Source organism: Streptomyces sp. T028 (assembly GCF_048159505.1).
In the GTDB taxonomy this organism is placed as follows: domain Bacteria; phylum Actinomycetota; class Actinomycetes; order Streptomycetales; family Streptomycetaceae; genus Streptomyces.
Genome location: NZ_JBLRVZ010000018.1, coordinates 150,220 through 176,394, shown reverse-complemented (window position 1 = coordinate 176,394; position 26,175 = coordinate 150,220). Strand labels below are relative to the sequence as shown.

The following is a 26,175-nucleotide window of genomic DNA, read 5'->3' as shown; positions in this document are numbered from 1 at the left end:
GGACCGAGCCCTGTGCCTCCATGACCGCGAGCGGAGCGAAGTTCTCCGAGGCGATCATCTCGAGCGTGGACTGCTGGCGGTTCAGCTCGGCGTCGACCGCGGCGGCGATCTCCGGGTCGAGCTCGTGCAGGGGCGTGTTCAGGACGGACATACGTCTCCTCAGCCGGCGGTGAAGGCGGTGTACTCGTCGGCGGACATCAGGTCCTCCGGCTCCTCGGTGACGCGCACCTTGAAGAGCCAACCGCCTTCGAACGGGGCGGAGTTGACCAGCGCCGGGTCGTCCACGACCTCCTGGTTGATCTCGGTGACCTCACCGGTGACCGGCGCGTACAGCTCGCTGACCGACTTGGTCGACTCCAGCTCGCCACAGGCGTCGCCCGCGGTCACCGTGTCACCGACCTCCGGAAGCTGGGCGTAGACGACATCGCCGAGCGCGTTGGCCGCGAACTCCGTGATGCCGACCGTCGACACGCCGTCCTCGGCGGCCGACAGCCACTCGTGCTCCTTGCTGTAACGCATCGTCTGGGGGTTGCTCATGGCCTGAATTCTCCTGTACGCGGGGAAGTGCTGGTGTGTGGGGGAGCTGGAACTGCGGGTGAGTAGGCGGGATGCGCCCAGGGTCACGGGCGGCGGTGGCATTCCGTAATGAGCCTGGCACGCTCGGTGTGTTGTCGCGGGCGACAACCAAGTCCCCGGCCCTGGGCGAGTCCCGTACGTGCTCCGGCGGCCGGAAGGGTCGTCGTCGGACAGGCATGACCTGTCAAACTCCCCGGAGCGATTCAGGGAGAGTCTCCCGGATTCGTCCGGGAGAGAACTTCAATTCCGGCGCTTGTAGAACGGCAGCGCCACGACGCGGTATGGCTCGTGGGTGCCCCGGATGTCCACACTGACGCCCGGTGTGCCCACGGCCGCGTGGGCCGCGTCGACGTACGCCATCGCGATCGGCTTGCCCAGGGTGGGGGAGGGGGCGCCGGACGTGACCTCGCCGATCACCTCGCCGCCCGCGACGACGGAGAACCCGGCGCGCGGGATCCGGCGGCCCTCGGCGACCAGGCCGACAAGGACGCGGGGCGGGTTGGCCTCGGCGCGCGCGGCGGCCTCGGTGAGAGCCTCGCGGCCCACGAAGTCGCCCTCCTTGTCGAACCTGACCACGCGGCCGAGCCCGGCGTCGAAGGGAGTCAGGTCGGTGTTCAGCTCGTGCCCGTACAGCGGCATGCCCGCCTCCAGGCGCAGCGTGTCACGGCACGACAGGCCGCACGCGACCAGACCGACGCCCTCGCCCGCCTTCGTCAGCGCCTGCCACAGCTCCACGGCGTGCCCGGGCTTCACGAACAGCTCGAAGCCGTCCTCGCCGGTGTAGCCGGTGCGCGCGATCAGCGCCGGGACACCCGCGACCGTGCCGGGCAGGCCGGCGTAGTACTTCAGGCCGTCCAGGTCGGCGTCCGTGAGCGACTTCAGGATGCCGGGGGACTCCGGGCCCTGGACGGCGATCAGCGCGTACGCGTCACGGTCGTCGCGGACCTCGGCGTCGAAGCCGGCGGCGCGCTCGGTCAGGGCGTCGAGGACCACCTGCGCGTTGGAGGCGTTGGCGACGACCATGTACTCGGTGTCACCGAGCCGGTAGACGATCAGGTCGTCGAGGATGCCGCCATCGGCCCGGCAGATCATGGTGTAGCGGGCGCGGCCGACCCCGACCGCCGCCATGTCGCCGACGAGGGCGAAGTTCAGCAGGTCGGCCGCCTGCGGGCCGGTCACGGTGATCTCGCCCATGTGGGAGAGGTCGAAAAGTCCGGCCCTCGCGCGCACGGCGGTGTGCTCGTCGCGCTCGGAGCCGTAGCGCAGCGGCATGTCCCAGCCGGCGAAGTCGGTCATGGTCGCACCGAGCGAGCGATGCAGGGCATCGAGCGCGGTGTGACGGAGTGCGGTACTGCTCATCGGTCGGTCGTCTCCCAAGGCCTGACGGTGAGGTCGTTCCTCCCCGTTCCTCCCCATCTGTCATCGGAACCTGAGAGGTTCGCCCTGACCACACGGTGGTCACGGCTTGCACCTTGGGTGGGACCACCGGCGACGGCGGCCCGCTTTTCAGATGTGCCTCGCCCGCGCGGTAACGGGGCCTGAGAGATTCAAGGGAGGGACTTGCTCCTTCGGCGCCCCGGCGAAAACTGCTGCTGGGGACTCTCCCGCGCGGATTCAAACGGCCGGTATGCAGTTGGCGCGGACATCATCGCACGCCCGCGCCCGATCGTGGCAGGCCGCATCTGTAACCGGCTTGTGTCTGTACGCGCACGAAATGGGGAGACACCACGCATTACCTTCTCTTTACGCTCGATGGGGAGGAGGGACTTACCCGAACCCCAGGGGAGGACGATCACGGTGGACAGGACCACGGCGAGGACAACGGCCAGGACCACGAAGAGGCCCACGTCGAGGATCACGGCCTTCGCGACCACCTCGGCTCTCACGCTGCCCGCGCTGCCCGCACAGCCCACGGTCCGGGCCCGGGCGGCCTGCGGACCGCAGACCGTCCCCGTCGTCCGGGATCTGCGCGAGCGGGGCGGCCACAGCCCGCACGGCCTGCTCTTCGGCCCCCGTGACCTGGTCGTCGTCACCGGACTGCCCGGCAGCGGCAAGTCCACGCTGATGCGGCGCGCCGTGAAGGGCGCGGCGATCGACTCCCAGGACACCCGCGACCGCTGGGACGCCCGCGCGCCCCGCTTCCTGCCGTACGCCGTCTACCGCCCCCTCGTCCGCCTCGCCCACTACGCCGGACTGCGCCGCGCCCTGCGCACCGGCGAGGGCGTCGTCGTGCACGACTGCGGTACGCAGACCTGGGTGCGCGACTGGCTGGCCCGCGAGGCCCGCCGCCGCGGCGGCACCCTGCACCTGCTCCTCCTCGACGTCACCGCGGACACCGCGATCGAGGGCCAGCGCGAGCGCGGCCGGGGCGTCTCGCGGTACGCGTTCCTGCGGCACCGCAGGGCCGCCACCCGCCTGGTCCGCGCCGTGGAGAAGGGCCGGCTGCCCGCCGGTGTCGGCTCGGCGGTGCTGCTCGACCGGGCCGCGGCGGACACCCTGAACCGGATCGGGTTCACCGGATGAGGTGCATCCACCGTTCACGGACGGCGGAAAGCCCCCTCGTACCCGCTAGCCTTTCAGCCACAACAGCGGTTCCCAGCAGGCGGTAGGCAGATGGACTTCCCCCCGGCGGACTTCCCGGTCTCCCCGGACTTCCCGGCGCAGGCACACCCCCATCCCCACAGCGGATGGCCCGGCAACGAACTGGAGGAGGTGCTCTCCGCCTCCCTCGGCATGCCGAGCGCCGGCGCCCGGATCGTGGAGGTGCTCGGGCGCAGCTTCGTCTGGGTGCCCCTGCCCAACGGCGGCGGCCCGCACAGCGGCCCCCTCGACCTGCCCACGCTGGAGCTGGAGGGCCAGGCCTATGTGCCGGTGTTCAGCTCCGAGGAACAGTTCCGCCAGGCCGTCGGCTCCCACATGTCGTTCACGATCGCCCCGGCGGTCGAGTTCGCCCGGGGGCTGCCCCCTCAGGTCGGCATCCTGATCAACCCGGACGGCACGGTCGGCGCCCCGCTGCCCCCGCAGGCCGTCGCCGAGCTGTGCCGCACCGGCCGCACGGTGCTCGACGGCCCCGCGAGCGGCGGCCGCGTCCGCCTCTTCGAGCCCGACTGGCAGGACGACCCGATGGAGTTCCTCGCCGCCGCCTCCGCCGAGTTCGAGGCGACGGGCGTGGTCCTGACGGCCCGCCGCTGCCTGGCCGCCGTCGAGACGGCGGAACCGGTCATGTTCGTCGGCGTGGAACTCACCCACCTGGACCAGGACGTCCGGGAACTCCCCCTGGACGCCCTGGGCCGAGCGATGGGCCGCACCCCGGTGAAGTGGCCGGTCAACCTGATCCTCCTGGACGTGGCCCAGGACCCGGTGGCCGAATGGATGCGCGACCGCATACGCCCCTTCTACACGAGGCTCGCCTGAAAACTCCGGGGCGAACAGCCAACCTGAAGGGGCGCGGGGAACTGCGCGAAGAGCGACCACGCACCCGCACCCGCCAACGCACAACCGGCTTCCACCCAGTGGGCGCTTAAGCTGTTCACATACGCGGGGCAACTCATAAAGAAGGGGCGGTTCAGGTGAGCGCCAGCGGCATCGCGGCCGGACAGGTCGAGCACATGCTGCGCCAGGTCACGCCCGGGCGCTACGACGCCTACGAGGCCCTCCTGCGCGCGCTCGCGACCCCCGCCTCCGGCCAGGTCTGGATGCTCCTGTGGCAGGGCCGGGCCGGCTCCCCGGACGCCCAGTACGGCAACATGGAGGTGGACGGCCACGGCTACGCCCCCTGTGTCACGTCCGCCCAGGAACTCTCCGCGAGCGGCTGGAACCGGGGCTACGAGGTGGTCGACGGAGTCGACGTGGCCCGCACGCTCTACCCGGACCACTACGGCCTCTGGCTGAACCCGCACGCGCCCGGCGGCGGCGTCGGCATCCCCTGGCTCGACCTGCGCCGCATCGCGACGGGCCTGGACCGCCAGCCCGCCGGCCCCCTGCGGCTGTCCGAACCCGGCATCGAGATCCCGCAGTTCTACGCCCTGCTCGCGCAGAACGCCCACCGCACCCCGGCGGTCCGCGCGCTGCGCCGCGCCTGGGTGCAGCCGGCTCTCGGCGCCCCCTACCTGGCCATCGGCCTCGACGTGTACGACACTTCGCCGTCGGCCGTGGACGCCGTACGGGCGATGATGCAGCAGTCGATCGGCGCCGTACCGGACGGACTGCCGGTCTCGACGGTCGCCATGACCGACGAGCACGACCCGGTCGTGATGTGGATGCGGGCCGGCGCGCGCCCGTTCTACGACCGTGAGGCGCACGTTCCGGCCGCCCCGGCCCAGGCTCCGGCGGGCGGTTACGGCTATCCGCCGGCCGGCCGGTACTGAAAATTGGTAAACCCTGTGGACTCCTGAGGGTTTACGGCCGTTGATCTTCGCGCGTAGATGACGGCGATTCAGGCCGCTTCCATCTGGTGTGTCCGTATAAGTCGCCGTCCGCCCCCCGTTACCCCGCGTCCGGATAACGGAACCTCCATGGTCGCATCACGTTTACGCATCCTTTCGCCGCCAACTCTGGCTACAGATCGCCAAAGCGTTGAAGACTCCCGCTCCAGGGGACTTCGTCCCCGTGTACGACGGAGTGAAACCGCCGCTACGAGCGGCAAGCGCGCGCCGGTCACCGCCGGTTGAGAGGGGTCCCTGCCAGATGACGGCACCATTGCACGAGCCGACCGCGGAAGCGGCCCCGAGCGCGGCTGAAGAAGCGGCGGTCGCCACCGCCGGCGCCAAGGCCGTACAGGGCCGTTCCCTGGGCCGGATCGCCTGGGAACGCCTGAAGCGGGACAAACTCGCCCTGACCGGCGGCATCGTGGTGCTGTTCCTCGTCGTGGTCGCCCTGCTCGCCCCGGTCATCACCGACCTGCTCGGGCAGGACCCGAACGAGTACCACGAGGACCTCATCGACCCGCTCTTCAGCACCCCGACGGGCTCTCTCGGCGGGATCAGCGGCGACCACCTGCTGGGCGTCGAGCCGGTCAACGGCCGTGACATCTTCGCCCGCATCCTCTACGGCGCCCGGATCTCACTCCTCGTCGGCTTCCTGTCCGCCGTCGTCGCCGTGGTCCTCGGTACCGTCCTCGGCATCCTCGCCGGCTTCTTCGGCGGCTGGATCGACTCCCTGATCAGCCGTGTGATGGACGGTCTGCTCGCCTTCCCCCAGCTGCTGTTCATCATCGCGCTGGTCTCCGTCATGCCGAGCGACCTGCTGGGGCTCACCGGTTCGAGCGTGCGCGTGTTCGTGATGATCCTGGTCATCGGCTTCTTCGGCTGGCCCTACATCGGACGCGTGGTGCGCGGCCAGACGCTCTCCCTGCGTGAGCGCGAGTACGTCGAGGCGGCCCGCTCCCTGGGCGCCGGGCGGATGTACATCCTTTTCAAGGAACTGCTGCCCAACCTCGTCGCCCCCATCGTGGTCTACACGACGATGATGATCCCGACCAACATCCTCACCGAGGCGGCCCTCAGCTTCCTGGGCGTGGGCGTCAAGCCCCCCACCGCCTCCTGGGGACAGATGCTGTCCAGCGCGATCGACTACTACGAGTCCGACCCCATGTACATGGTGGTCCCGGGCGTGGCGATCTTCATCACCGTGCTGGCGTTCAACCTCTTCGGTGACGGCGTCCGGGACGCGCTCGACCCGAAGGCCTCCCGGTGAACCGCCGGCCGGTCCCACGACTGAACCGCCGCACCACAGCCCGCACCACAGCCGCACCCCAAATGTCCCGTGGCACCCACACGGGGTCTCTCATCGAATCCGGAGGATCCGAGATCGTGACTACCCAACGCACCTCAGGGCGGCGGAAGCAGGCGTTTGCCGCTGCCGCCGCGGTCGCCGCGCTGCTGACCACGGCGGCGTGCGGCGGCGGTGACAGTGACAACGACAGCGGCAAGGGTTCGGCCACCGGCGCCGCCGGCTACGACGCCGCGAACGGCAAGGTCGCCCAGGCCTCGCTCGCCAAGAAGGGCGGCACGCTGAAGTTCGGCGGTGCTCAGGACGCCGACTTCTGGGACACCACGCGCGGTTACTACGGCTTCATGTGGAACTTCGCGCGCTACTACAGCCGCCAGCTCGTCACGAACAAGGCGGCGGCCGGTGAGGCCGGCGCGGAGCTGACCCCGGACCTCGCCACCGGCCTTGCCAAGGTCACCGACGACGGCAAGACCTACACGTACACCCTGCGCGACGGCATCACCTGGGAGGACGGCAAGCCGATCACCTCCCAGGACGTCAAGTACGGCATCGAGCGCGTGTGGGCGCAGGACGTGCTGTCCGGCGGCCCGACGTACCTGAAGGACATCCTCGACCCCGACGGCGCCTACAAGGGTCCCTACAAGGACACCTCCAAGGACAAGCTCGGTCTGAAGGCGATCGACACGCCCGACGACAAGACCATCGTCTTCCACCTGCCGCAGGCCAACTCGGACTTCGAGGACATCCTGTCCCTGGTCTCGGCCTCCCCGGTCCGTCAGGACAAGGACACCAAGGCCAAGTACACCCTGCACCCGTTCTCCTCGGGTCCGTACAAGTTCGAGTCCTACAACCCGGGCAAGGACCTCACCCTGGTCCGCAACACCGAGTGGAAGCAGGACTCGGACCCGATCCGCAAGGCCTACCCGGACAAGATCACCATCCAGTTCTTCTCGGACGCCAACCAGCTCGACCAGCGTCTGATCAACGGTGACCTGGACCTGGACATCAACCAGACCGGCATGTCCCCGCAGGGCCGCACCACCGCCCTGAAGGAGCACAAGGCCAACCTGGACAACCCGACCACGGGTTACATCCGCTACGCGGTCTTCCCGCAGAGCGTGGCGCCGTTCGACAACATCGAGTGCCGCAAGGCCGTGATCTACGGCGCCGACCACGTGTCGCTGCAGACCGCGCGCGGTGGCCCGGTGGCCGGCGGTGACATCGGCACCAACATGCTGCCGCCGTTCCTCCCGGGTGGCGAGGGCCAGAAGTACGACCCGTACGCGATCGCCGGTGCCGGCAAGAGCGGTGACGAGGCCAAGGCCAAGGAGGCCCTGAAGGCCTGCGGTCAGCCGAACGGCTTCAAGACCACCATCGCCGTCCGCAACAACAAGCCGGCCGAGGTGGCCACCGCCCAGTCCCTGCAGGCGTCGCTGAAGAAGATCGGCATCACCGCCGAGATCGACCAGTACGACGGCTCGCAGACCTCCGGCATCATCGGTAGCCCCGCCAACGTGAAGAAGAAGGGCTACGGCATCATCATCATGGGCTGGGGCGCCGACTTCGCGTCGGTCCAGGGCTTCGGTCTGCCGCTGTGGGACAGCAAGTACATCGCCGAGAGCGGTAACAACAACTACGCCCTCATCAAGGACAAGACCATCGACGGTCTGTTCGACTCGTACGTCACCACCCTGGACGACGCCGGCAAGACCAAGATCGCCACGGAGATCAACCACAAGGTGATGGAGGGCGCGTACTACCTGCCCTTCACCTTCGAGAAGACGATCAACTGGCGCTCGGACAACCTGGCGAACGTCTACACCAGCGCGGGCACGAACGGCACGTACGACTTCGTGAACCTCGCCCTGAAGAACCCGAAGAAGTAGACCGGCACACCCGCCGAACGGCACGAAAGGCAGGTGAAGGCCGGCGCGGCGTGACCGCGGGCCACCGTGGGGGTACCTCCCACGCCTTTGAGGCAGTGGGGGACTCCGGTGGCCCGCGGTCCGCGGCGGGCCGAGAGCTGTGCTCGCTTACCTCATCAGGCGGTTGTTCGCCGCCGCAGTGATGCTCGTGGTCATCGTCATGGTGGTCTTCGGCATCTTCTTCCTGATCCCCAAGTGGGCGGGCGTCGACATCGCGCTGAGCTTCGTGGGCAAGCAGGCCGACCCTGCCGCCGTCGAGGGCGTGCGGGAGAAGCTGGGTCTGGCCGACCCGATCTACGTCCAGGTCTGGGAGTTCTTCAAGGGCATCTTCGCCGGCCGCACCTACACGGGCGGCGGGGACACGGTCCACTGCTCCGCCCCGTGCTTCGGCTACTCCTTCCGCAGCGAGCAGGCCATCTGGCCGGTGCTCACCGACCGCTTCCCGGTCACCCTGGGGCTCGCGCTCGGTGCCGCCGTGCTGTGGCTGGTCCTCGGTGTCGCGGCGGGTGTGCTCTCCGCTCTCAAGCGGGGCAGCCTGTGGGACCGCAGCGCGATGGTCATCGCGCTCTCCGGCGTCTCCCTGCCGATCTACTTCACCGGCATGATCGCCCTGTCGATCTTCGTCTACGGACTGGATCTGTTCGACGGTCAGTACGTGCCCCTGGAGGACAGCTTCTCCGGCTGGTTCGGCGGCATGATCCTGCCGTGGGTCACCCTTGCCTTCCTCTACGCCGCGATGTACGCCCGGATCACCCGCGCCACCATGCTGGAGATCCTCGGCGAGGACTACATCCGCACCGCCCGGGCCAAGGGCCTCAAGGAGCAGACCGTCATCGGCAAGCACGCCATGCGCTCCACGATGACGCCCATCCTCACCATGCTCGGCATGGACCTCGGCGCCCTCATCGGCGGCGCGATCCTGACCGAGACGGCGTTCAACCTGCCCGGTCTCGGCCAGGCGGTCCTCAACGCCATCAAGACCCAGGACCTGCCGATCATCCTCGGCGTCACCCTGATCACCTCCCTCGCGGTGCTCGTCGCCAACCTCGTGGTGGACATCCTTTACGCCGTGATCGACCCCCGAGTGAGGCTCGCATGACCGACCTCAGCAAGACCGGAGCGGCCGTGGGCGAGCCCACCCCCGCCTCGCCGGCCCCCTCCGCCTTCCTCGAAGTACGCGACCTGAAGGTGCACTTCCCCACCGACGACGGCCTGGTCAAGTCCGTCGACGGGCTCAGCTTCCAGCTGGAGAAGGGCAAGACCCTCGGGATCGTCGGCGAGTCCGGTTCCGGCAAGTCGGTGACCTCGCTCGGCATCATGGGCCTGCACACCGCCGGCCAGTACGGCAAGCGCAAGGCGCAGATCTCCGGTGAGATCTGGCTGAACGGCACCGAGCTGCTCGGCGCCGACCCGGACTACGTCCGCAGGCTGCGCGGCCGCGAGATGGCGATGATCTTCCAGGACCCGCTGTCGGCGCTGCACCCGTACTACACGATCGGCCAGCAGATCGTGGAGGCGTACCGGATCCACCACGACGTCGACAAGAAGACCGCGCGCAGGCGCGCGGTCGAGATGCTCGACCGGGTCGGCATCCCGCAGCCCGACAAGCGCGTCGACAACTATCCGCACGAGTTCTCCGGCGGTATGCGCCAGCGCGCGATGATCGCGATGTCGCTGGTCAACAACCCCGAGCTGCTCATCGCGGACGAGCCGACGACCGCCCTGGACGTGACCGTCCAGGCGCAGATCCTGGACCTCATCCGGGATCTGCAGAAGGAGTTCGGCTCCGCGGTCATCGTCATCACCCACGACCTGGGCGTCGTCGCCGAACTCGCCGACGACATCCTGGTGATGTACGGCGGCCGCTGTGTCGAGCGCGGCCCGGCCGAGAAGGTGTTCTACGAGCCCCGCCACCCCTACACCTGGGGCCTGCTCGGCTCGATGCCGCGGCTGGACCGCGACCAGCAGGAGCGCCTGATCCCGGTCAAGGGCTCCCCGCCCTCCCTGATCAACGTCCCGTCCGGCTGCGCCTTCAACCCGCGCTGCCCGTACGCGGACCTCCCGAAGGACAACGTCACCCGCACCGTCCGGCCCGAGCTCGCCGAGGTCGGCAGCCGGCACTGGGCGGCCTGCCACCTTGAGCCGGAGCAGCGGGAGCGTATCTGGACCGAAGAGATTGCGCCGAAGCTGTGAGTGACGAGAAAGCGGTGACGATTCCCGCGCAGGCCGGCGAGACCCGTCGTACCGACGGTGAGGTGCTGCTCAAGGTCAGCGGGCTGCAGAAGCACTTCCCGATCAGGAAGGGCCTGCTCCAGCGGCAGGTCGGGGCGGTGCACGCGGTCGACGGTCTGGACTTCGAGGTCCGCTCCGGCGAAACGCTCGGCGTGGTCGGCGAGTCCGGCTGCGGCAAGTCGACGATGGGCCGGCTGATCACCCGGCTCCTCGAACCGACGGGCGGCAAGGTCGAGTTCGAGGGCAAGGACATCACGCACCTCGGCGTGGGCGGGATGCGCCCGCTGCGCCGCGACGTGCAGATGATCTTCCAGGACCCGTACTCCTCGCTGAACCCGCGCCACACCATCGGCACGATCATCGGCGCTCCCTTCAAGCTCCAGGGCGTGACGCCCGAGGGCGGCATCAAGAAGGAAGTGCAGCGGCTGCTGTCGGTCGTGGGTCTCAACCCCGAGCACTACAACCGCTATCCGCACGAGTTCTCCGGCGGCCAGCGCCAGCGCATCGGCATCGCCCGCGCGCTCGCGCTGAACCCGAAACTGGTCGTGGCCGACGAGCCGGTCTCCGCGCTGGACGTGTCGATCCAGGCCCAGGTCGTCAACCTGCTCGACGACCTCCAGCAGGAGCTGGGCCTGACGTACGTGATCATCGCGCACGACCTCTCGGTCGTCCGGCACGTCTCGGACCGGATCGCGGTGATGTACCTCGGCAAGATCGTGGAGCTGGCCGACCGCGACCTGCTCTACAAGTCGCCGATGCACCCGTACACCAAGGCGCTGATGTCGGCGGTGCCGATCCCGGACCCGAGGCGCAAGAACGCCAAGAGCGAGCGGATCCTGCTCAAGGGCGATGTGCCCTCGCCGATCTCGCCGCCGAGCGGCTGCCGCTTCCACACCCGGTGCTGGAAGGCGACGGAGATCTGCAAGACGACCGAGCCGCCGCTCCTGGAGCTGCGCCCCGGTCAGCAGGTCGCCTGCCACCACCCGGAGGACTTCGCGGACCAGGCCCCGCAGGACACCGTCCTGCTGACGGCCGCGAAGGAGGCGGCGGAGCTGGTGCCGGAGGCCGTGGCGCATGCCCCCGAGGCCCCCGAGACCACCGAAGCCCCCGAGACCACCGAGGCCCCTGTGGTCACCAAGACCGAGAGCCAGGAGTCAACCGACAAGTAGCGCATGACGAGTTGACAAAGTCATGCACATGCCTGAACGGGAGAGGTCAGAGTCGTCCGTGTCCGACTTGTCGGCACACGCTCGAAGGGACGACTCATGGCACTCTCCCGTTCGGCACGTTTAGGGGCCCTCGCGACCGCGGCGGCCTCTTTTCTCGTCATCGCCGCGTCCTCCGCCCCCACCCCCGGCGCCGACGGCATCGGTGACAGCTACTTCCCGCAGCTCGGCAACGGCGGCTTCGACGCCCGCCTCCCCCAGCTCTCAACTTCGTTCGAGCCGGGGGACCCCCATCGACCTCGCCCTCGCCTACGACCCCGACACCGACCGCCTCGACGGCCGTACGACGATCACCGCCCGCGCCACGCAGAACCTCTCGTCCTTCGACCTGGACCTGCAGAAGCTGGAGGTCACCAAGGTCGAGGTGAACGGCAGACGCGCTCAGTTCACCCGCGACGGCGACGAGATCCGGATCACCCCGCGCGGAACGCTGCGCAAGGGGAGCACCTTCGAGGTCTCCGTCACCTACGGCGGCATACCCGAACCCCTCGGCGGCCCCATCGTGTTCGGCTCCGACTACGGGTGGATGAAGACCGACGACGGCGTGTTCGTCGCCTGCGAGCCCAACGCCGCCTCCACCTGGTTCCCGTCCAGCGACCACCCCTCCGACAAGGCCGCCTACGACATCCGGATCAGGACCCCGAAGGGGCTGACCGCCGTCTCCAACGGCCGGCTGGTCTCGACGTACGACAAGGGCGCCTCGACGTACACCCACTGGCGCGAGACGAAGCCGATGGCGACGTATCTCGCGACCGCCACGATCGGGAAGTTCGACGTGCGGACCGGGACCACCCCCGGCGGCACCCCGATCTACGTCGCCATCGTTCGAGGAGACCGGCGCGATCGTGGACGACATGCCGCAGGCCGGGTTCTCGCTGGAGGTGCAGTCCAAGCCGGTGTACTCGGCGGTGCGCAGCGAGTCCACGATCGTGCACGAGCTGGCCCATCAGTGGTTCGGCGACTCGGTGTCGGTCGCGCACTGGAAGGACATCTGGCTGAACGAGGGCTTCGCCACCTACTCCCAGTGGCTGTGGGCCGAGCACCAGGGCACGCGCTCGGCGCACGACTCCTTCCTCGCCGGTTACAACGCCCGCCCCGCCGAGTCCGCCTTCTGGCGGATCACCGTCGGCGACCCGCAGCGCGACACGATGTTCGCCTCGGCCGTCTACCAGCGCGGCGCGATGACCCTCCAGGTCCTGCGCGAGCGGATCGGCGACACGGCGTTCTTCAAGCTGCTCCCGGCCTGGACGAAACGGCACCGCTGCGGCAACGCGGACACCGACGACTTCGTCCGCCTCGCCGAGAAGGTCTCCGGGCAGCAGCTCGACGATCTCTTCCAGACCTGGTTGTTCACCACAGGGAAACCCGCCCTGTGACGCAGATCGGCCTGGCTTTGTAAGGTGCACGCCGCCATTTGGGTGACAATGTAAGGGTGCTCCAGCAGATCTTCAGTCCCTCCGTCCAGCACACGCTCGATCTGGTCGGCATCTTCGTGTTCGCCATCTCGGGCGCGCTGCTCGCCGTCCGCAAGAACTTCGACGTGTTCGGCATCGCCGTGCTCGCCGAGGCCACCGCGCTGGGCGGAGGGCTGATCCGGGACGTGATCATCGGCGCGGTGCCGCCGGCCGCCTTCACGGACCTGGGGTACTTCCTCACCCCGCTGGTCGCCGCCCTGCTGGTGATCTTCCTCCACCCGCAGGTGGAGCGGATCCAGTCAGCCGTGAACGTGTTCGACGCGGCGGGCCTTGGCCTGTTCTGCGTCGCGGGCACGACGAAAGCGTATGACTACGGCCTCGGCCTGACGGCGTCCGTCACCCTCGGCCTCACCACGGCCGTCGGCGGGGGTGTGCTGCGGGACGTGCTGGCCAACGAGGTGCCGTCGCTGCTGCGCTGGGACCGCGACCTGTACGCGGTCCCGGCGATCGTCGGCGCCACCCTGGTGGCGGTCTGCATCCGCTACGACGTCCTCACCCCGCTGGCCAGCGGTTTCGCGGCGGCTACCGCTTTCGTCCTGAGGCTGCTCGCGATGCGGTACCACTGGCGAGCGCCTCGCGCGTGGAACCGGCGGTCGACGGTACGGGAGGAGTAGTCCCTGTGGCCTGCCGGGCGGTGATCCGGTGCTGGTCGAGCTGCGTGCTCAGCCAGCGGAACGCGGGCACCACCTGCGCCGGCCACAGCGCCATGGTGTGCCCGCCCGCGCTCTTCGGGATGTACACCACATGCACGGCCGTCGGTGCCTTCGCCTCCTTCTGCAGCGCCAGCGCCGCCTCGTAGCCGTCGATCGGCCGGCCGGAGAGCTCCGCCCGGTAGCGGTCGGGGTGGGCGACGGCCGGCTTCAGCGCGCAGTGCGCCCCGGCTGAGTACCCGGCGACCGCCTTTTCGCATAGACGAAGACCAGTGCCACCGCCGTCCCCTGGGTGAGCGCCGGCATCAGCACACGCGGAAATTGCCCGTGCCTCACCTTCCAAAAAGCTACTGCTTAGTAATTACCTGTTGTACGGTTCAGTCATGCCAGAAGCAGCTACCGCGGCGGCCGAGCGGGCCACCATCGGCGACGGCGAGTTCGACAGCGAGTTCGACCGCGACACCGCGCTCACCCGGCGCGCCCCGGGCGTCTACGACATCGACCTCTCCGCCGGCTGGACGATCATGGGTGCCGTCAACGGCGGCTATCTGCTCGCCGTCCTCGGCCGCGCCCTCGCGGACGCCCTTCCGCACCGCGACCCGTTCACGATCTCGGCCCACTATCTCACCGCCTCCCAGCCGGGCCCGGCGGTCGTCCGCACGGACGTGGTCCGCACCGGCCGCACCCTGTCGACCGGCCAGGCCTCGCTGCTGCAGTACGACGAGGCGGGCAACGAGATCGAGCGGATCCGCGTCCTCGCCTCCTACGGCGACCTGGACTCCCTCCCGGACGACGTCCGTACGACGGCGAAGCCGCCCGCGTTCCCGCCGGTCGACCAGTGCTTCGGCCCCGAGGACAGCCCGACCCCCGTCGACGGCGGCTCCGCGATCGCCGACCGCCTGATGCTCAAGCTCGACCCCTCCACCCTGGGCTGGGCCCTGGGCGCGCCCTCCGGAAAGGGCGAGATGCGGGCCTGGTTCGGCCTGAAGGACGGCCGTGACCCCGACCCCCTCTCCCTTCTTCTCGCCGTCGACGCCCTTCCCCCGACCGCCTTCGAGATCGGCCTGCGCGGCTGGGTCCCCACGGTCGAGCTCACCGTCCACATCCGCTGCCGCCCGGCTCCCGGCCCGCTGCGCGTCTCCATCACCACCCGCAACCTCGCGGGCGGCTTCCTGGAGGAGGACGCGGAGGTCTGGGACAGCACCGACCGCCTGGTGGCCCAGTCCCGCCAACTGGCCCGCGCCCGGCTCGGCTGACAGCTTCCGCATCCGGCCGACGGTCATGGCAGCGCCTCAAAGGGGCGCGGGGCTGAATCGATATGCGGCTCCGCCGCGATGGGGGTCCCCCCGCTCGAGCGCAGCCGAGAGTGGGGGAGCGACCAGCCACGACGGCGCCGCAGACGATCAACAACACAACCCGGCACTCTCAGCGGAGCGTTCAGGCGAGCGGTTCCCGGCCCAGCCAGGCCGCCAGCTGCTCGTAGGGGCCGGCTCCCTCGGGGGCCGGGCGGGCCGAGCCGAAGGGGATGGGCGCGTCGCGGTCCGGCTCCGGCAGGTTGCGGTGCCCGGCCGCGAGGGCGAACTCCGCCAGCGCGGGGTCGAGTGCGAGGGGGCGGCCGAGGGACTCGGAGAGATCCCAGGTGTGGGTCACGATCTCCATGACGTAACCGGAGAGGGCCGCGTGGCCCGGGACCTCGCCCCACGGCGCCCGGACCGGCGTCGCCAACCGGTCGTCGCTCTCCCAGGCCTTGAGGACCCGGGTCCTGACCTCGTCGTAGGCCTCCGCCCAGCCGTCGTCCGCGACGCCGTCGATGAACGAAGGCTCGGCGAGCCCGTCGCCGCCCTCGCCGACGATCGCGACCCGTCGGGTGCCGCCCACGATGTGGCTCAGCAGCGTCCGTACGTCGAACTCGGCGCAGGGGGTCGGACCGTCGAGCTGCTCGGGCCGTACGGTCCGGATGAGCGCGGCGGCCTGCTCGGTCGCGCGGGTGTAGACGGGGCGGGGGTCAAGGGTGCTCACAGTCGTGGGCCTTCCATCGGAGGAACGGGGTAACGGGGTTACGGACCGGATGCTGTACCCATAACCTGACAGCTTCCGTCAACATTTGTGATCGCGTTGCGGTGAAGGATCCTGGTGCGGTGAAGTCCGACCGTCTCCTGTCGATCCTGCTGCTCCTGCAGACCCGTGGCCGCGTCCCCGCGCCCGAACTCGCCGAACGCCTCGAAGTGTCGGTGCGCACGATCTACCGGGACATCGAGGCCCTGTCCGCCTCCGGCGTCCCCGTCTACGCCGAGCGCGGCCGGCACGGCGGCATCGAGCTGCTCCCCGGGTTCCGTACGGACGTCACCGGCCTGACCGCCGACGAGTCCCGCGCCCTGTTCATCCTGGCCGCCCAGGGCGCGCACGCCGCCCTGGGCCTGGACGCGGCCCTCGGCTCCGCGCTGCGCAAGGTGATGGCCGCGCTGCCCGCGCCGCACCGCCCCGCCGCCGAGGTGACCAGCCGCCGGATCCTGGTCGACGCCACGCGCTGGAAGGGCGGTCCCCAGCCGGCCGTCGACCTCGACACGCTCCAGGACGCGGTCTTCGCCGACCGGCGGCTGCGCCTGCGCTACCGCCACAGCGGTGACTCCGAGCCCACCACGTACACCGTCGACCCGTACGGGCTCGTCGCCAAGGCGGGCGTCTGGTACCTCGTCGCCGACCGGCGCGGCAAGCCCCGGCTGTTCCGTGCCGACCGGGTGCGCTCGGCGAAGCTGCTGGACGATCCCGTACAGCGGCGGCCGGGCGTCGAACTCGCCGACGCCTGGGAGGTGCTGCGCCGCCAGGTCGAGGAGCGCCCCGGCGGACTCGTCGTCACCGTCCGGGTCCGGCGCGACCGGCTCGACATGTTCCTGCGTCTGAACGCCTCGGCGCTCGTCGACCTCCCGGAGGGGGAGGAGGGCGGTGTCGGCGGCGAGGGTGACTGGGTGACCGCCCGGCTGTCGTACCCCTCCCTTCCCGCGACCCGTCAACTCCTCGCGTTCTCCGACCGGGTGGAGGTCCTCGCCCCGCCGGAAGCACGTGACGAACTGCGCGCGGCGGCCGCTTCTGTCACGGAGCTGTACCAGCGCACTGAAGGGTCACCAGAGGTCAACTCGCAGGTCAGCGCGCTTTCTTGAGATCCCTTTTACCTGGTTGACAGGCGGCGGACAGAGCGGACCCAAGGAAGCCTCAGCCGCCGTTGGTTGAGTGCCCGCATCTCAGGACTCCCTCATCGTGCTTGGAGCTGTCTCTCATGAAGCGTGTGCGTCTCGTCCCGGCGGTGGCCCTGTTGGCGCTCTCGCCCCTCGCCCTGGTCGCCTGCGGTTCCGGCGACTCCTCGTCCTCCAGCGGCGACTCCGGACAGAGCCAGAACTGCCAGGCGCCGTCGGGCATGCCGACCGGTGCCGCTCCGAGCGGCGCTCCCTCGGGCGCCCCGTCCGGTGCCCCGTCCGGCGCCGCCTCGGGCCAGCCGTCCGGCGCCCCGACCGGCGTCCCCTCCGGCATGCCGAGCGGTGCCCCCGGCGGTGGTCAGGGCGGCCCCGGCGGCGGCCAGGGCGGTGGCTGTGGCGGCCCCGGCGGCGGCCAGCAGGGCGGTCAGGGCCAGCAGGCCCAGCAGCAGGGCTGACGGCTCGTCGGTTCCGTACGGCGGTACGTCTGTACGACAGGGGCGGCGCACCCGGGAACGGGCGCGCCGCCTCCGTATGTCCTGTGGGCTCAGTCGAGCCAGTGGTGGCGGCCGATGCTGACGAGCCGCAGCTGACGGGTCGCGCGCACGGCGACGAGCTCCCGTTCCTCCGGTGTCGCCTCCAGGGCCTCCAGGAAGAGCGAGGCCGTGATGAGCATCTGGTCGACGTACAGATGCGACAGCATCAGCAGGTCGTCGTCGTTCCAGCCCTCCGCCTCGGGGTCCTTGGCCAGCTCGTCCCGCACCTCTTCGGCGAACCGGCCCAGTTGCTCCCGGATCGCCTTGCGTACCGGCTGGACTCCGCCGTGCCGTTCCCGGGCGATGAAACGGACGTGCGCGGGGTGGGCGGTCACATATCCCTCTATCAAGTCCACGGCGCGGGTGATGCGCTCGTCGCTCGACTCGGCGGCGGTCACCGTGGTCCGGATCATCGGGTGGAGACTGCCCAGCGCCTCCTCGACCAGGGCGACGCCGAGGTCCGCGGTGGAGCGGAAGTGCCGGTAGAAGGCGGTCGGGGCGACTCCCACGGCACGGGTGACCTCGCGCAGACCCAGGCTGCTCAGGCTCTGCTCCTCCAGCAGCCCGAGTGCCGCGTCCAGGAGCGCCTGTCGGGTCTTCTGCTTCTGGGCCTGCCGGATGCCGAGGGTGTGACTCATGTCATCCAGTTAACAACTGTTCTCCAGAATTGGAAAGCCGGACGGCGCGCTAGACTCCCAAGTCAGTGAACAACTGTAACCTTCACGGAGGGGGATCCGATCCCATGCTGTTCCTCGTGGCCGCACTGCTGCTGCTCGGCGTCGTCATGGGCACCGTGGCGCACGCGCCGCTCAGCTTCTCGCTCGTCATCGCCGCCGTGATCGCCGTCTGGCTCGGCGTCTTCGCGCTCCGCGAGCGTCACGCCCGCCGCGGCCGCACCTCGACCCACTGACCGGCACCGCCCGACAGGAGCTGACCTTCCATGCAACTCACCGCCCGCCGCAGTGCAGGTGTTCGTGACACCGACGGCATGGCCGTCGCGTCCTTCGTCCTCGGTCTGCTGGGCCTGCTGGTCCTGAACCTCTTCCTCGGCCCCACCGCCATCGTCCTCGCCTCGGTGGCCCTGATCCGCGGCACCACCCGCCCCGGCCGAGCCTGGCTGGGCCTCACCCTCGGCCTCGCCGACCTCGCGATCCTCCTGGCCTTCATGCAAGCAGACGCCTCGATCTCCTGGAGCTTCTAACCCCGGCCCCGCCACCGCTGCCGCCACGCCTGCCGCTGCCGCCATGCCTGCCGCAGCCGCTGCCGCTGCCGCCGCAGTCGCTGCCGCGCCACCGCTGCCGCTACCGCTGTGGGCAGTCGTTCCGCAGGGCGGAACGGGTGGGCACAGCCGACAGCGCCGGGCGCCACGCGACCCACTCCAGCCCCAGCTCGGGCAGGGCGCACACCCGCACGACAACCCCGGCCCACCGCGACACGAGGTCCCCCAACCCCGCCCCGTAGAATCGTGGCCACCATGGCATACCTCGACCACGCCGCGACCACCCCGATGCTCCCGGAGGCGGTCGAGGCACTCAGCGCACACCTGGGCATCACCGGCAACGCCTCCTCCCTCCACGCATCCGGCCGCCGCGCGAGACGGACGGTCGAGGAGGCACGTGAGACCCTCGCGGAGGCGCTCGGCGCCCGCCCCAGCGAGGTCGTCTTCACCTCCGGCGGCACCGAGGCCGACAACCTCGCCGTCAAGGGCCTGTACTGGTCCCGCCGCGACGCCGACCCGGCCCGCACCCGGGTGCTGGCCAGCCCCGTCGAGCACCACGCGGTCCTCGACGCCGTGCACTGGCTCGGCGAGCACGAGGGCGCGCGGATCGAGTACCTCCCGGTCGACACGTACGGCCGGGTCCACCCGGGCGCCCTGCGCGAGGCCATCGCCCGCGACCCCGACGACGTCGCCCTCGCCACCGTCATGTGGGCGAACAACGAGATCGGCACGGTCATGCCGGTCCGTGAACTCGCCGACGTCGCCGCGGAGTTCGGCGTCCCGCTGCACGCCGACGCCGTCCAGGCCTTCGGCCAGGTCCCGGTCGACTTCGCCGCCTCCGGCCTCGCCGCGATGACCGTGTCCGGTCACAAGATCGGCGGCCCGTACGGCATCGGCGCGCTGCTCCTCGGCCGCGAGTACACCCCCGTACCCGTCCTGCACGGCGGCGGTCAGGAGCGGCACGTGCGCTCCGGCACCCTCGACGTGCCCGCCATCGCCTCCTTCGCGGTCGCCGGCCGCCTCGCCGCCGAACAGCGCGAGTGGTTCGACCGGGAGATCGGCGCCCTGCGCGACTCCCTGGTCGCCGCGGTCCGTACGGCCGTCCCGGACGCGATCCTCGGCGGCGACCCGGCACCGGGCGGCCGGCTCCCGGCCAACGCGCACTTCACCTTCCCGGGCTGCGAGGGCGACTCCCTGCTCCTGCTGCTCGACGCGCAGGGCATCGAGTGCTCCACCGGCTCCGCCTGCACGGCCGGCGTCGCCCAGCCCAGCCATGTCCTGCTCGCCACCGGCACCGACCCCGACCTCGCCCGCGGCACCCTGCGGTTCTCCCTCGGCCACACCAGCACCGAGGCCGACGTCGAGGCGCTCGCCAAGGTCATCGGGCCGGTGGTGGAGCGGGCCCGGGCGGCGGGGCTGACGTAACGCCAGAGTTAGTGTCGACACTCGACGCGAATCTGGGCGATGGCTAGGGAGCACCTGTCAATATCGCCGTCAGGTGTCGACAGTGGGCGCCTGTTCGGCTACCTTCCGGTGCAGGTTCCTCCCGCTGCTGTCGACAGAAGGCCGCCTCATGACCGTCGAGTCATCGCACGAACGCCGCGTCACCCGGCGCGGATCCCGCCTCGCCGTGGCCGCGCTGCTCCTCGTGGCCGCCCTGCCCGCCGCCCCGGCAGCCGCCGCCGTCGGCACCGGAAGCATGGATTCCGCCTGTGCGGGCCCCGTCTCGTACGACCCGTCGGCCACCTCCGGGACGGCCGCCGCGCAGACCCGGCACGTCGTCACCGCCGACCTCGACGGCGACGGAACACTGGACGTGGTCGGCACCAACCTCGACGCCGACTCGGTGACGGTGCTGCTCGGCGCCGGTGACGGGTCCTTCGCCGAGAGCACCACCTACGCGGTCGGCACCCGCCCCTACCAGACCGTGGTCGCCGACTTCGACGGCGACGGACATCCCGACCTCGCGACCACCGACTTCGGCGGCGCCCAGGTCAGCGTGCTGCTGAACACCGGCGACGGAACCTTCGGCACCGCCTCCGCGATCGACGTCGGCACCTCACCGCGGGCCTTGGCCACCGGTGACCTCGACGGCGACGGCGTACCCGATCTCGTGGTCGCCGAGCAGGGCCCGAGCACGGTGCGCGTGCTGCTCGGGCGGGGCGACGGCACGTTCGAGGACCGGGGCCAGACCGCGACCGGGAGTCAGCCGCACGGCGTGGTCGTGGGCGACTTCGACGGCGACGGCGCGGCGGACGTGGCCACCGCGAGCGTGGGGAGCGCCGGGGTGAGCGTGCTCCTGGGCGACGGCACGGGCGCTCTCGGCGCCGCGACCTCGTACGCCGCCACCTCCCGCCTCTACTCCCTCGCCGAGGGCGACTTCGACGGGAACGGCACCCTCGACCTGGCCACCGTGAGCAACGGGGCCAACGCGCTGGACGTACTCCTGGGCGACGGTGACGGCACCTTCGGCACGGCCACGACCTACACCACCTCCGGACTGCCGGTCGCGGTGGGCGCCGCCGACCTGGACGGCGACGGTGTCACGGACGTCATGGTCTCCTCCCTGAAGGGGAACTCCGTCGCCCTCTTCCAGGGCGACGCGAGCGGTCGGCTCACCGCGCTCGCCGATGTGTCCGCCCCCGGCGCCTACGACGCCACGGCGGCCGACCTGGACGGCGACGGCGTCCGCGACCTCGTGGTCGCGAACAGCGGCGCGGGACAGGTCGATGTCTTCAAAGGAACCTGCTAGCCACCACCAAGGGGACCTGCCAGTCACCGCCATCACCATGGACCTGGCCCAGGTGCGCTGGGTCAGGGGCTGCCGCCGGCACTTCCACTGCCGGCGGCAGCCTGCTGGTGAGGCCTGCCTGGCCGTCCCTCGGGGCTTTCCCCCGGGTCTAGCTCTCGGTGACCATGAGGGCCGCCATCATGCCCTCGTCCTCGTGCTGGAGCAGATGGCAATGGAGCATGTACATGTACGTGTCGTCGGTGAAGTCCGTGAACTTCATCGCGATCTTGATGGAGCCGCCGCCGACCACCTCGTAGGTGTCGAACCAGCCGAGGTCGACCCCGGTGGGCTCCTCGCCGTTGATCTCGATCAGCTGGAACGGCACGTCGTGCAGATGGAAGGAGTGCTCCAGCTGCGTCGCGTTGCTGATCGTCCAGATCTCCTCGGCGTCCAGCGTGGTGCTGATCATCGCCATCGAGTCCATGCTGGTGCCCGCGGAGCCGTTGATCAGCATAGTCGCGCCGCTCTGGCCGAGGGTGATCGTCCGCTCGGTGAAGTCGCTCGTGTCGTACCGGGTGATGGTGTTGAGCGAGCTCGGCAGGTCGTCGGGCGTGTCGGAGGCCTCCGGGGTCACGGTGAGGAAGTCGTACGTGCCGCTTCCGCCGCGGATCCAGCCGGTCGTGACCACGGCCTGGAGCGTGACGGCTTCCTCCAGGTCGAGCACGAACTCGGCGCGGGCGCCGGCCACCAGCCGGATCGTGGTGACCTCGGTGGGCTCGGTGAGATAGCCCTGGTCGGTGGCGATCTGGGTGAGGGTCCCGCCGTCGCCGCGCTGGACGGTCATGATGTCGGCGGGGGAGGCGTTCAGGACGCGGAAGCGCGTGCGCGTCTTGGTGGCGGTGAAGCCGAGGGTGGTCGAGTCGACGTTGGTGCCGTTGACCAGCACCGGGAAGGTGGTGGTCGAGCTGCGGTACCCGGTGGCCTCGTACTTGATGTCGCCGCTGGTGTCGACGGCCAGGCACTGCAGGATGATCGGGATGTCGTCGACGCCGTACTCGCTCGGCAGCGCGGCCGAGACGTCCGAGTCGTCCTCGACGATGATCATGCCGGCCAGTCCGTGGACGACCTGCTCGGCCGTGGTGCCGAGCGCGTGTGGGTGGTACCAGAGGGTCTTGGCCTCGTCGAGGACCTCGAAGGTGGGCGACCAGGTCTCGCCGTCCGCGAAGGCGTTCTGCGGGCCGCCGTCCATCTTGGGCGGGATGTGGGCGCCGTGGAAGTGGACCGTGGTGTCGTCGCCCAGGGTGTTGGTGATGTTCAGCAGGACCGTGTCGCCCTTGGTCCACTTCATCGTCGGGCCGAGGTACGACCCGTTGTAGCCGGCCGTGGTGCTGGTGACGCCGCTGATCACCTCGCTGGTGCCGGTCTTCGCGGTCAGGGTGTAGGTGGTGGTGCCGTCGGTGGTGGTGGTCTCCAGCAGGTCCGGGATGTTCAGGGTGCCGGTGGCCTCCGTGGCCGCGGAAGCCTTGCTGTTGTTGCCGCCGGTCAGCAGGGAGAAGCCGACTCCCGCCGCGCCGACGACGCCGAAGCCGACGCCCGCCATCCCGCTGAGGAACTTCCGCCGGTGCAGGCCCTTGCCGCCCCGGCCCCTCGTCTCCTTCGTGTGCTCGCCCTTGGCGGCCCGGCCGCTCCTCGCGTGGGCACCCTTGCTCTGCTGGCCCGCTCCGGAAGCGGGGTCTGTGGTGTGGGTCATGGCGGTGGAGCTTTGGGCTAAGGGCTATGTGAAGACTGAGCCGAAGTTAGGACTCAGCTCTGTTCGCTGTGCAGCCTTAACAATGCGATTCGATCTTCAACTCCTCTGAAAAAAAGCCAAGTTCGCGTGCCGCAGGTCAGGTCAGAGGTGCGGGACACATCGGGCGTGCGGCACTCACGAATCGCTCACGATTCTGGAAACATGTGAGCTGCGTCACGCCGAAGGTCAGGTCGAAGCGGTTCGCGCCGTTTTGACGAGCTTCAGGTACCGGTCCCAGTCCCAGTGCTCACCCGGGTCCGTGTGGTCCGTCCCCGGCACCTCCACATGCCCGATGATGTGCTCCCGGTCCACGGGGATGCCGTACCGCTCGCATATCCCGGCGGTCAGCCGCGCGGACGCCTCGTACATCGCGTCGGTGAAGTCCTCCGGCCGGTCCACGAACCCCTCGTGCTCGATGCCGACACTGCGCTCGTTGTACGCGCGGTTGCCCGCGTGGTAGGCCACGTCCAACTCGCGGATCATCTGCGTGACACTGCCGTCCTGGCCGACGATGTAGTGCGCCGCCGCCCTGTGCCCCGGGTCCTCGAACGCCTCCACCGCGCTGGCCAGATCGCCCTGCGTGACATGGACGACCACCATGTCGACGCCGTAGTCGTCGGGCCGGTCCGCCCAGCGGAAGTTCGCCTCCGAGGCCGCCACCCAGCGCGCGCCCCCGAAGTCCACCGCGCCCTCCACCCGCGGCCTGCGCACCCCCGGCAGCCGCCAGTACAGCTGCGCCAGCTCCTCGCGCGCCAGCACCCCCGACCCCACCGCGGCCACCGCACCGCCGATCAGCAGCGCCCGCCGCCCGATCCGCCGGTCGGAATCCGTCCCTCTCGCCCCCATCGCCCGCCCTTTCTCGCCCTTCGTGATCGTCAACGGTTATGCGTGGGCTGTGGTTCCCCGCGCCCCGTACCCTGAAAGGGTTATGACTGAGATCTCGCAGCGCCCCCGCCCCCTCCGCGTACTCGCCGCCATGTCCGGCGGGGTCGACTCCGCCGTCGCCGCCGCCCGCGCCGCCGAAGCCGGCCACGACGTCACCGGCGTCCACCTCGCGCTCTCGGCGAACCCGCAGTCGTTCCGCACGGGCGCGCGGGGCTGCTGCACCATCGAGGACTCCCGCGACGCCCGCCGCGCCGCCGACGTCATCGGCATCCCCTTCTACGTCTGGGACCTCGCCGACCGCTTCCGCGAGGACGTCGTCGAGGACTTCGTCGCCGAGTACGAGGCCGGCCGCACCCCCAACCCCTGTCTGCGCTGCAACGAGAAGATCAAGTTCGCGGCCCTGCTCGACAAGGCGCTCGCGCTCGGCTTCGACGCGGTGTGCACCGGCCACTACGCGCAGATCGTCACGCGGCCCGACGGCTCCCGCGAACTGCACCGCGCCTCCGACATGGCCAAGGACCAGTCGTACGTCCTCGGCGTCCTGGACGAGAAGCAGCTCGCCCACGCGCTCTTCCCCCTCGGCGACACGATCACCACGAAGGGCGAGATCCGCGCCGAGGCCGAGCGCAGGGGCCTCGCGGTCGCCAAGAAGCCCGACTCCCACGACATCTGCTTCATCGCCGACGGCGACACCCAGGGCTTCCTCGCGAACCGCCTCGGCCGGGCCGAGGGCGACATCGTCGACGAGTCGGGAGCGAAGATCGGCACGCACGACGGCGCGTACGGCTTCACCATCGGCCAGCGCAAGGGACTGCGCATCGGCACCCCGGCCCCCGACGGCAAGCCGCGCTACGTCCTCGACATCTCCCCGGTGAACAACACGGTGACGGTCGGCCCGGCCGCCGCCCTCGACGTGAGCGGCCTGACCGCGATCAAGCCGCGCTGGTGCGGCACGGCCCCCACCGGCCCCGGCGCCTACACCGCCCAGCTCCGCGCCCACGGCGGCGAGACCGAGGTGACGGCCGAGCCGGTGAACGGCGAACTGCGCGTCACGTTCACCGAGCCGGTCCGCGGCGTCGCCCCCGGCCAGGCGATCGTCCTGTACGACGGCACACGCGTGGTGGGCTCGGCGACGATCGCGACGACGGTACGGGCGACGGCGGGCGTGGCCTGACCCGACCCGCGGCCCCTACTGGCGCTCACTGGCTGAAAAAGTCCTCCAGTACGGGCGCGAGCACGTTCGGATCGACCATGTGGGTCTGACCTTCGAGCAGCTCGTACGTCCCCCGCGGTGCCGCCTCCGCCACCGCGCGCGTGGCCTCACGCATCCACGCGGGGCTGTCCCCACCCGCCACCGCGAGCACCGGGACGCCGACGGCGGCCAGCAGTTCCCGGGGGACCAGGCCGCCGGCCATGACCGCGTCGTCGTAGGCGAGGGTCGGCGCGATCGCCTCCATGCCGTCCCACATCGGCGACTGACGGGCCCGCTGGATCATCTCCTCGGCCAGCCCCGTCAGCCGCAGGAACAGCTCCACGGCGTCCCCGCGCCGCCCCTGCGCCAGCGCCTCGGTGAGCCGCTCGGTGTACTCGGCGCGAGCCCGGGCCGCCTCCTCGTCGACGGCGTACGGCGTCTCGTAGACGGCCGCCCGCCGCACCGGCAGCCCGCTCGCCGCCGCCCGAAGCACCAGCGCCCCGCCCGAGGAGATGCCGTACAGCGAGGCCTCGCCGCCCGCCACGTCGATGAGCGCGGCGAGGTCCTCCACCTCGCGTTCCACCGCGAACGGCGCCGTGTCCCCGCTCCCGCCGCGGCCCCGCCGGTCGTACCAGAGGACGGTGAAGCGGCGCGCGAGAAGCCCGCCCACGGGCGCCACGGTGCCACCCGTGGACATCGCCCCGCTCACCAGGATGACCGCGGGACCCTGTCCGGCCCGTGCGTACGCGAGTTCGGTGCCGTCGCGCGAAATGGTCTTCTTGTCCATGTCAGAGCAGACTGCCGCACGGCACGGCCGTCAT

Annotated in this window: 24 protein-coding genes, 3 pseudogenes and 1 riboswitch; of the genes and pseudogenes, 18 read left to right on the top strand and 9 right to left on the bottom strand. The window is 70.3% G+C overall.

Translation table 11 applies throughout. The features are described from left to right. From ACLZN2_RS18440 to gcvT, 3 genes and pseudogenes are all read right to left on the bottom strand, one after another. A pseudogene (locus tag ACLZN2_RS18440) lies at positions 1 to 151 on the bottom strand (serine hydroxymethyltransferase); the annotation flags it as partial. Positions 152 to 159: 8 nt separating this feature from the next. Further along, positions 160 to 537, bottom strand: a complete 378-nt coding sequence (gene gcvH, locus ACLZN2_RS18435) for a glycine cleavage system protein GcvH (protein ID WP_416979561.1) — start codon at positions 535 to 537, stop codon at positions 160 to 162. A 279-nt stretch (positions 538 to 816) separates the two neighbouring features. Further along, the gene (gene gcvT / locus ACLZN2_RS18430; protein ID WP_416979560.1) at positions 817 to 1,935 is read right to left on the bottom strand and encodes a glycine cleavage system aminomethyltransferase GcvT; all 1,119 of its coding nucleotides are present in this window, start codon (positions 1,933 to 1,935) and stop codon (positions 817 to 819) included. A 157-nt stretch (positions 1,936 to 2,092) separates the two neighbouring features. Beyond that, positions 2,093 to 2,193: riboswitch (glycine riboswitch) on the bottom strand. 135 nt (positions 2,194 to 2,328) lie between these two features. On the opposite strand from gcvT, the gene ACLZN2_RS18425 reads away from it, so the two are divergent. The 10 genes and pseudogenes from ACLZN2_RS18425 to ACLZN2_RS18380 all read left to right on the top strand — a co-directional run bounded on the left by ACLZN2_RS18425 (position 2,329) and on the right by ACLZN2_RS18380 (position 13,778). Continuing rightward, the gene (locus ACLZN2_RS18425) at positions 2,329 to 3,099 is read left to right on the top strand and encodes an AAA family ATPase (protein ID WP_416979559.1); all 771 of its coding nucleotides are present in this window, start codon (positions 2,329 to 2,331) and stop codon (positions 3,097 to 3,099) included. Positions 3,100 to 3,189: 90 nt separating this feature from the next. After that, a complete protein-coding gene (locus tag ACLZN2_RS18420; RefSeq protein ID WP_416979558.1) occupies positions 3,190 to 3,990 on the top strand; it encodes an enhanced serine sensitivity protein SseB in 801 nt (266 codons plus the stop codon). Positions 3,991 to 4,145: 155 nt separating this feature from the next. After that, positions 4,146 to 4,943 (top strand): enhanced serine sensitivity protein SseB C-terminal domain-containing protein, encoded by a 798-nt coding sequence (locus ACLZN2_RS18415; protein ID WP_416979557.1) that lies wholly within the window; start codon positions 4,146 to 4,148, stop codon positions 4,941 to 4,943. Between the two features lie 319 nt (positions 4,944 to 5,262). Beyond that, positions 5,263 to 6,270, top strand: coding sequence for an ABC transporter permease (locus ACLZN2_RS18410; RefSeq protein ID WP_416979556.1), 1,008 nt, complete (start codon positions 5,263 to 5,265; stop codon positions 6,268 to 6,270). A 116-nt stretch (positions 6,271 to 6,386) separates the two neighbouring features. Next, positions 6,387 to 8,192, top strand: a complete 1,806-nt coding sequence (locus ACLZN2_RS18405) for an ABC transporter substrate-binding protein (RefSeq protein WP_416979555.1) — start codon at positions 6,387 to 6,389, stop codon at positions 8,190 to 8,192. A gap of 139 nt (positions 8,193 to 8,331) precedes the next feature. Then, entirely contained in the window at positions 8,332 to 9,330 is a 999-nt protein-coding gene (locus tag ACLZN2_RS18400; RefSeq protein WP_416979554.1) for an ABC transporter permease, read from the top strand. Continuing rightward, a complete protein-coding gene (locus ACLZN2_RS18395; protein WP_416979553.1) occupies positions 9,327 to 10,424 on the top strand; it encodes an ABC transporter ATP-binding protein in 1,098 nt (365 codons plus the stop codon). The genes ACLZN2_RS18400 and ACLZN2_RS18395 overlap by 4 nt, the downstream gene beginning before the upstream one ends. Next, a complete protein-coding gene (locus ACLZN2_RS18390; protein ID WP_416979552.1) occupies positions 10,421 to 11,632 on the top strand; it encodes an ABC transporter ATP-binding protein in 1,212 nt (403 codons plus the stop codon). Before ACLZN2_RS18395 ends, ACLZN2_RS18390 begins: the two co-directional genes overlap by 4 nt. A 96-nt stretch (positions 11,633 to 11,728) precedes the next feature. Further along, a pseudogene (locus ACLZN2_RS18385) lies at positions 11,729 to 13,065 on the top strand (M1 family metallopeptidase). Between the two features lie 56 nt (positions 13,066 to 13,121). Further along, complete coding sequence (locus tag ACLZN2_RS18380; protein WP_416979551.1) at positions 13,122 to 13,778, top strand: trimeric intracellular cation channel family protein; 657 nt, start codon at positions 13,122 to 13,124, stop codon at positions 13,776 to 13,778. Here ACLZN2_RS18380 and ACLZN2_RS18375 read toward each other — a convergent pair. Continuing rightward, positions 13,687 to 14,064: pseudogene (locus tag ACLZN2_RS18375) on the bottom strand (esterase); the annotation flags it as partial. The gene ACLZN2_RS18380 and the pseudogene ACLZN2_RS18375 sit on opposite strands and share 92 nt — an antisense overlap. 133 nt (positions 14,065 to 14,197) lie before the next feature. Here ACLZN2_RS18375 and ACLZN2_RS18370 point away from each other — a divergent pair. Then, complete coding sequence (locus ACLZN2_RS18370) at positions 14,198 to 15,070, top strand: thioesterase family protein (RefSeq protein WP_416979550.1); 873 nt, start codon at positions 14,198 to 14,200, stop codon at positions 15,068 to 15,070. Between the two features lie 181 nt (positions 15,071 to 15,251). Here ACLZN2_RS18370 and ACLZN2_RS18365 read toward each other — a convergent pair whose 3' ends face one another. Continuing rightward, entirely contained in the window at positions 15,252 to 15,833 is a 582-nt protein-coding gene (locus ACLZN2_RS18365) for a TIGR03086 family metal-binding protein (protein ID WP_416979549.1), read from the bottom strand. Between the two features lie 119 nt (positions 15,834 to 15,952). Here ACLZN2_RS18365 and ACLZN2_RS18360 point away from each other — a divergent pair, with 119 nt between their 5' ends. Continuing rightward, positions 15,953 to 16,972 (top strand): helix-turn-helix transcriptional regulator, encoded by a 1,020-nt coding sequence (locus ACLZN2_RS18360; protein ID WP_416979548.1) that lies wholly within the window; start codon positions 15,953 to 15,955, stop codon positions 16,970 to 16,972. Between the two features lie 116 nt (positions 16,973 to 17,088). Further along, on the top strand, positions 17,089 to 17,460 hold the full coding sequence (locus ACLZN2_RS18355) for a hypothetical protein (RefSeq protein ID WP_416979547.1): 372 nt from the start codon (positions 17,089 to 17,091) through the stop codon (positions 17,458 to 17,460). An 89-nt stretch (positions 17,461 to 17,549) separates the two neighbouring features. Here ACLZN2_RS18355 and ACLZN2_RS18350 read toward each other — a convergent pair whose 3' ends face one another. Further along, complete coding sequence (locus ACLZN2_RS18350) at positions 17,550 to 18,176, bottom strand: TetR family transcriptional regulator (protein ID WP_416979546.1); 627 nt, start codon at positions 18,174 to 18,176, stop codon at positions 17,550 to 17,552. Between the two features lie 104 nt (positions 18,177 to 18,280). Here ACLZN2_RS18350 and ACLZN2_RS18345 point away from each other — a divergent pair, with 104 nt between their 5' ends. The 4 genes from ACLZN2_RS18345 (at position 18,281) to ACLZN2_RS18330 (ending at position 21,509) form a co-directional block, all read left to right on the top strand. Next, positions 18,281 to 18,448, top strand: coding sequence for a hypothetical protein (locus tag ACLZN2_RS18345; RefSeq protein ID WP_416979545.1), 168 nt, complete (start codon positions 18,281 to 18,283; stop codon positions 18,446 to 18,448). A gap of 30 nt (positions 18,449 to 18,478) precedes the next feature. After that, positions 18,479 to 18,739, top strand: a complete 261-nt coding sequence (locus ACLZN2_RS18340) for a DUF4190 domain-containing protein (RefSeq protein ID WP_416979544.1) — start codon at positions 18,479 to 18,481, stop codon at positions 18,737 to 18,739. A gap of 273 nt (positions 18,740 to 19,012) precedes the next feature. Further along, the gene (locus ACLZN2_RS18335; RefSeq protein ID WP_416979543.1) at positions 19,013 to 20,182 is read left to right on the top strand and encodes a cysteine desulfurase family protein; all 1,170 of its coding nucleotides are present in this window, start codon (positions 19,013 to 19,015) and stop codon (positions 20,180 to 20,182) included. Positions 20,183 to 20,330: 148 nt separating this feature from the next. After that, entirely contained in the window at positions 20,331 to 21,509 is a 1,179-nt protein-coding gene (locus tag ACLZN2_RS18330; RefSeq protein ID WP_416979542.1) for an FG-GAP repeat domain-containing protein, read from the top strand. A 148-nt stretch (positions 21,510 to 21,657) separates the two neighbouring features. On the opposite strand, the gene ACLZN2_RS18325 is transcribed toward ACLZN2_RS18330, so the two are convergent. Together ACLZN2_RS18325 and ACLZN2_RS18320 are read right to left on the bottom strand one after the other, a co-directional pair. Further along, positions 21,658 to 23,238 (bottom strand): multicopper oxidase family protein, encoded by a 1,581-nt coding sequence (locus ACLZN2_RS18325; RefSeq protein WP_416979541.1) that lies wholly within the window; start codon positions 23,236 to 23,238, stop codon positions 21,658 to 21,660. Positions 23,239 to 23,463: 225 nt separating this feature from the next. Continuing rightward, positions 23,464 to 24,123, bottom strand: coding sequence for an N-acetylmuramoyl-L-alanine amidase (locus tag ACLZN2_RS18320; RefSeq protein ID WP_416979566.1), 660 nt, complete (start codon positions 24,121 to 24,123; stop codon positions 23,464 to 23,466). An 82-nt stretch (positions 24,124 to 24,205) separates the two neighbouring features. On the opposite strand from ACLZN2_RS18320, the gene mnmA reads away from it, so the two are divergent. Then, on the top strand, positions 24,206 to 25,336 hold the full coding sequence (gene mnmA / locus ACLZN2_RS18315; RefSeq protein WP_416979540.1) for a tRNA 2-thiouridine(34) synthase MnmA: 1,131 nt from the start codon (positions 24,206 to 24,208) through the stop codon (positions 25,334 to 25,336). A 25-nt stretch (positions 25,337 to 25,361) separates the two neighbouring features. Here mnmA and ACLZN2_RS18310 read toward each other — a convergent pair whose 3' ends face one another. After that, complete coding sequence (locus ACLZN2_RS18310; RefSeq protein ID WP_416979539.1) at positions 25,362 to 26,141, bottom strand: alpha/beta fold hydrolase; 780 nt, start codon at positions 26,139 to 26,141, stop codon at positions 25,362 to 25,364. Positions 26,142 to 26,175 lie beyond the last annotated feature (34 nt).

What these genes read in the sequence shown, in the direction of transcription:
- ACLZN2_RS18330 (WP_416979542.1), top strand. Translation starts at nt 20,331, where the DNA reads ATGACCGTCGAGTCATCGCACGAACGCCGCGTCACCCGGCGCGGATCC.
- ACLZN2_RS18320 (WP_416979566.1), bottom strand. Translation starts at nt 24,123, where the DNA reads ATGGGGGCGAGAGGGACGGATTCCGACCGGCGGATCGGGCGGCGGGCG.
- ACLZN2_RS18355 (WP_416979547.1), top strand. Translation starts at nt 17,089, where the DNA reads ATGAAGCGTGTGCGTCTCGTCCCGGCGGTGGCCCTGTTGGCGCTCTCG.
- ACLZN2_RS18345 (WP_416979545.1), top strand. Translation starts at nt 18,281, where the DNA reads ATGCTGTTCCTCGTGGCCGCACTGCTGCTGCTCGGCGTCGTCATGGGC.
- ACLZN2_RS18335 (WP_416979543.1), top strand. Translation starts at nt 19,013, where the DNA reads ATGGCATACCTCGACCACGCCGCGACCACCCCGATGCTCCCGGAGGCG.
- ACLZN2_RS18325 (WP_416979541.1), bottom strand. Translation starts at nt 23,238, where the DNA reads ATGACCCACACCACAGACCCCGCTTCCGGAGCGGGCCAGCAGAGCAAG.
- ACLZN2_RS18310 (WP_416979539.1), bottom strand. Translation starts at nt 26,141, where the DNA reads ATGGACAAGAAGACCATTTCGCGCGACGGCACCGAACTCGCGTACGCA.
- ACLZN2_RS18370 (WP_416979550.1), top strand. Translation starts at nt 14,198, where the DNA reads ATGCCAGAAGCAGCTACCGCGGCGGCCGAGCGGGCCACCATCGGCGAC.
- ACLZN2_RS18395 (WP_416979553.1), top strand. Translation starts at nt 9,327, where the DNA reads ATGACCGACCTCAGCAAGACCGGAGCGGCCGTGGGCGAGCCCACCCCC.
- gcvH (WP_416979561.1), bottom strand. Translation starts at nt 537, where the DNA reads ATGAGCAACCCCCAGACGATGCGTTACAGCAAGGAGCACGAGTGGCTG.
- gcvT (WP_416979560.1), bottom strand. Translation starts at nt 1,935, where the DNA reads ATGAGCAGTACCGCACTCCGTCACACCGCGCTCGATGCCCTGCATCGC.
- ACLZN2_RS18410 (WP_416979556.1), top strand. Translation starts at nt 5,263, where the DNA reads ATGACGGCACCATTGCACGAGCCGACCGCGGAAGCGGCCCCGAGCGCG.
- ACLZN2_RS18425 (WP_416979559.1), top strand. Translation starts at nt 2,329, where the DNA reads ATGGGGAGGAGGGACTTACCCGAACCCCAGGGGAGGACGATCACGGTG.
- ACLZN2_RS18350 (WP_416979546.1), bottom strand. Translation starts at nt 18,176, where the DNA reads ATGAGTCACACCCTCGGCATCCGGCAGGCCCAGAAGCAGAAGACCCGA.
- mnmA (WP_416979540.1), top strand. Translation starts at nt 24,206, where the DNA reads ATGACTGAGATCTCGCAGCGCCCCCGCCCCCTCCGCGTACTCGCCGCC.
- ACLZN2_RS18340 (WP_416979544.1), top strand. Translation starts at nt 18,479, where the DNA reads ATGCAACTCACCGCCCGCCGCAGTGCAGGTGTTCGTGACACCGACGGC.
- ACLZN2_RS18420 (WP_416979558.1), top strand. Translation starts at nt 3,190, where the DNA reads ATGGACTTCCCCCCGGCGGACTTCCCGGTCTCCCCGGACTTCCCGGCG.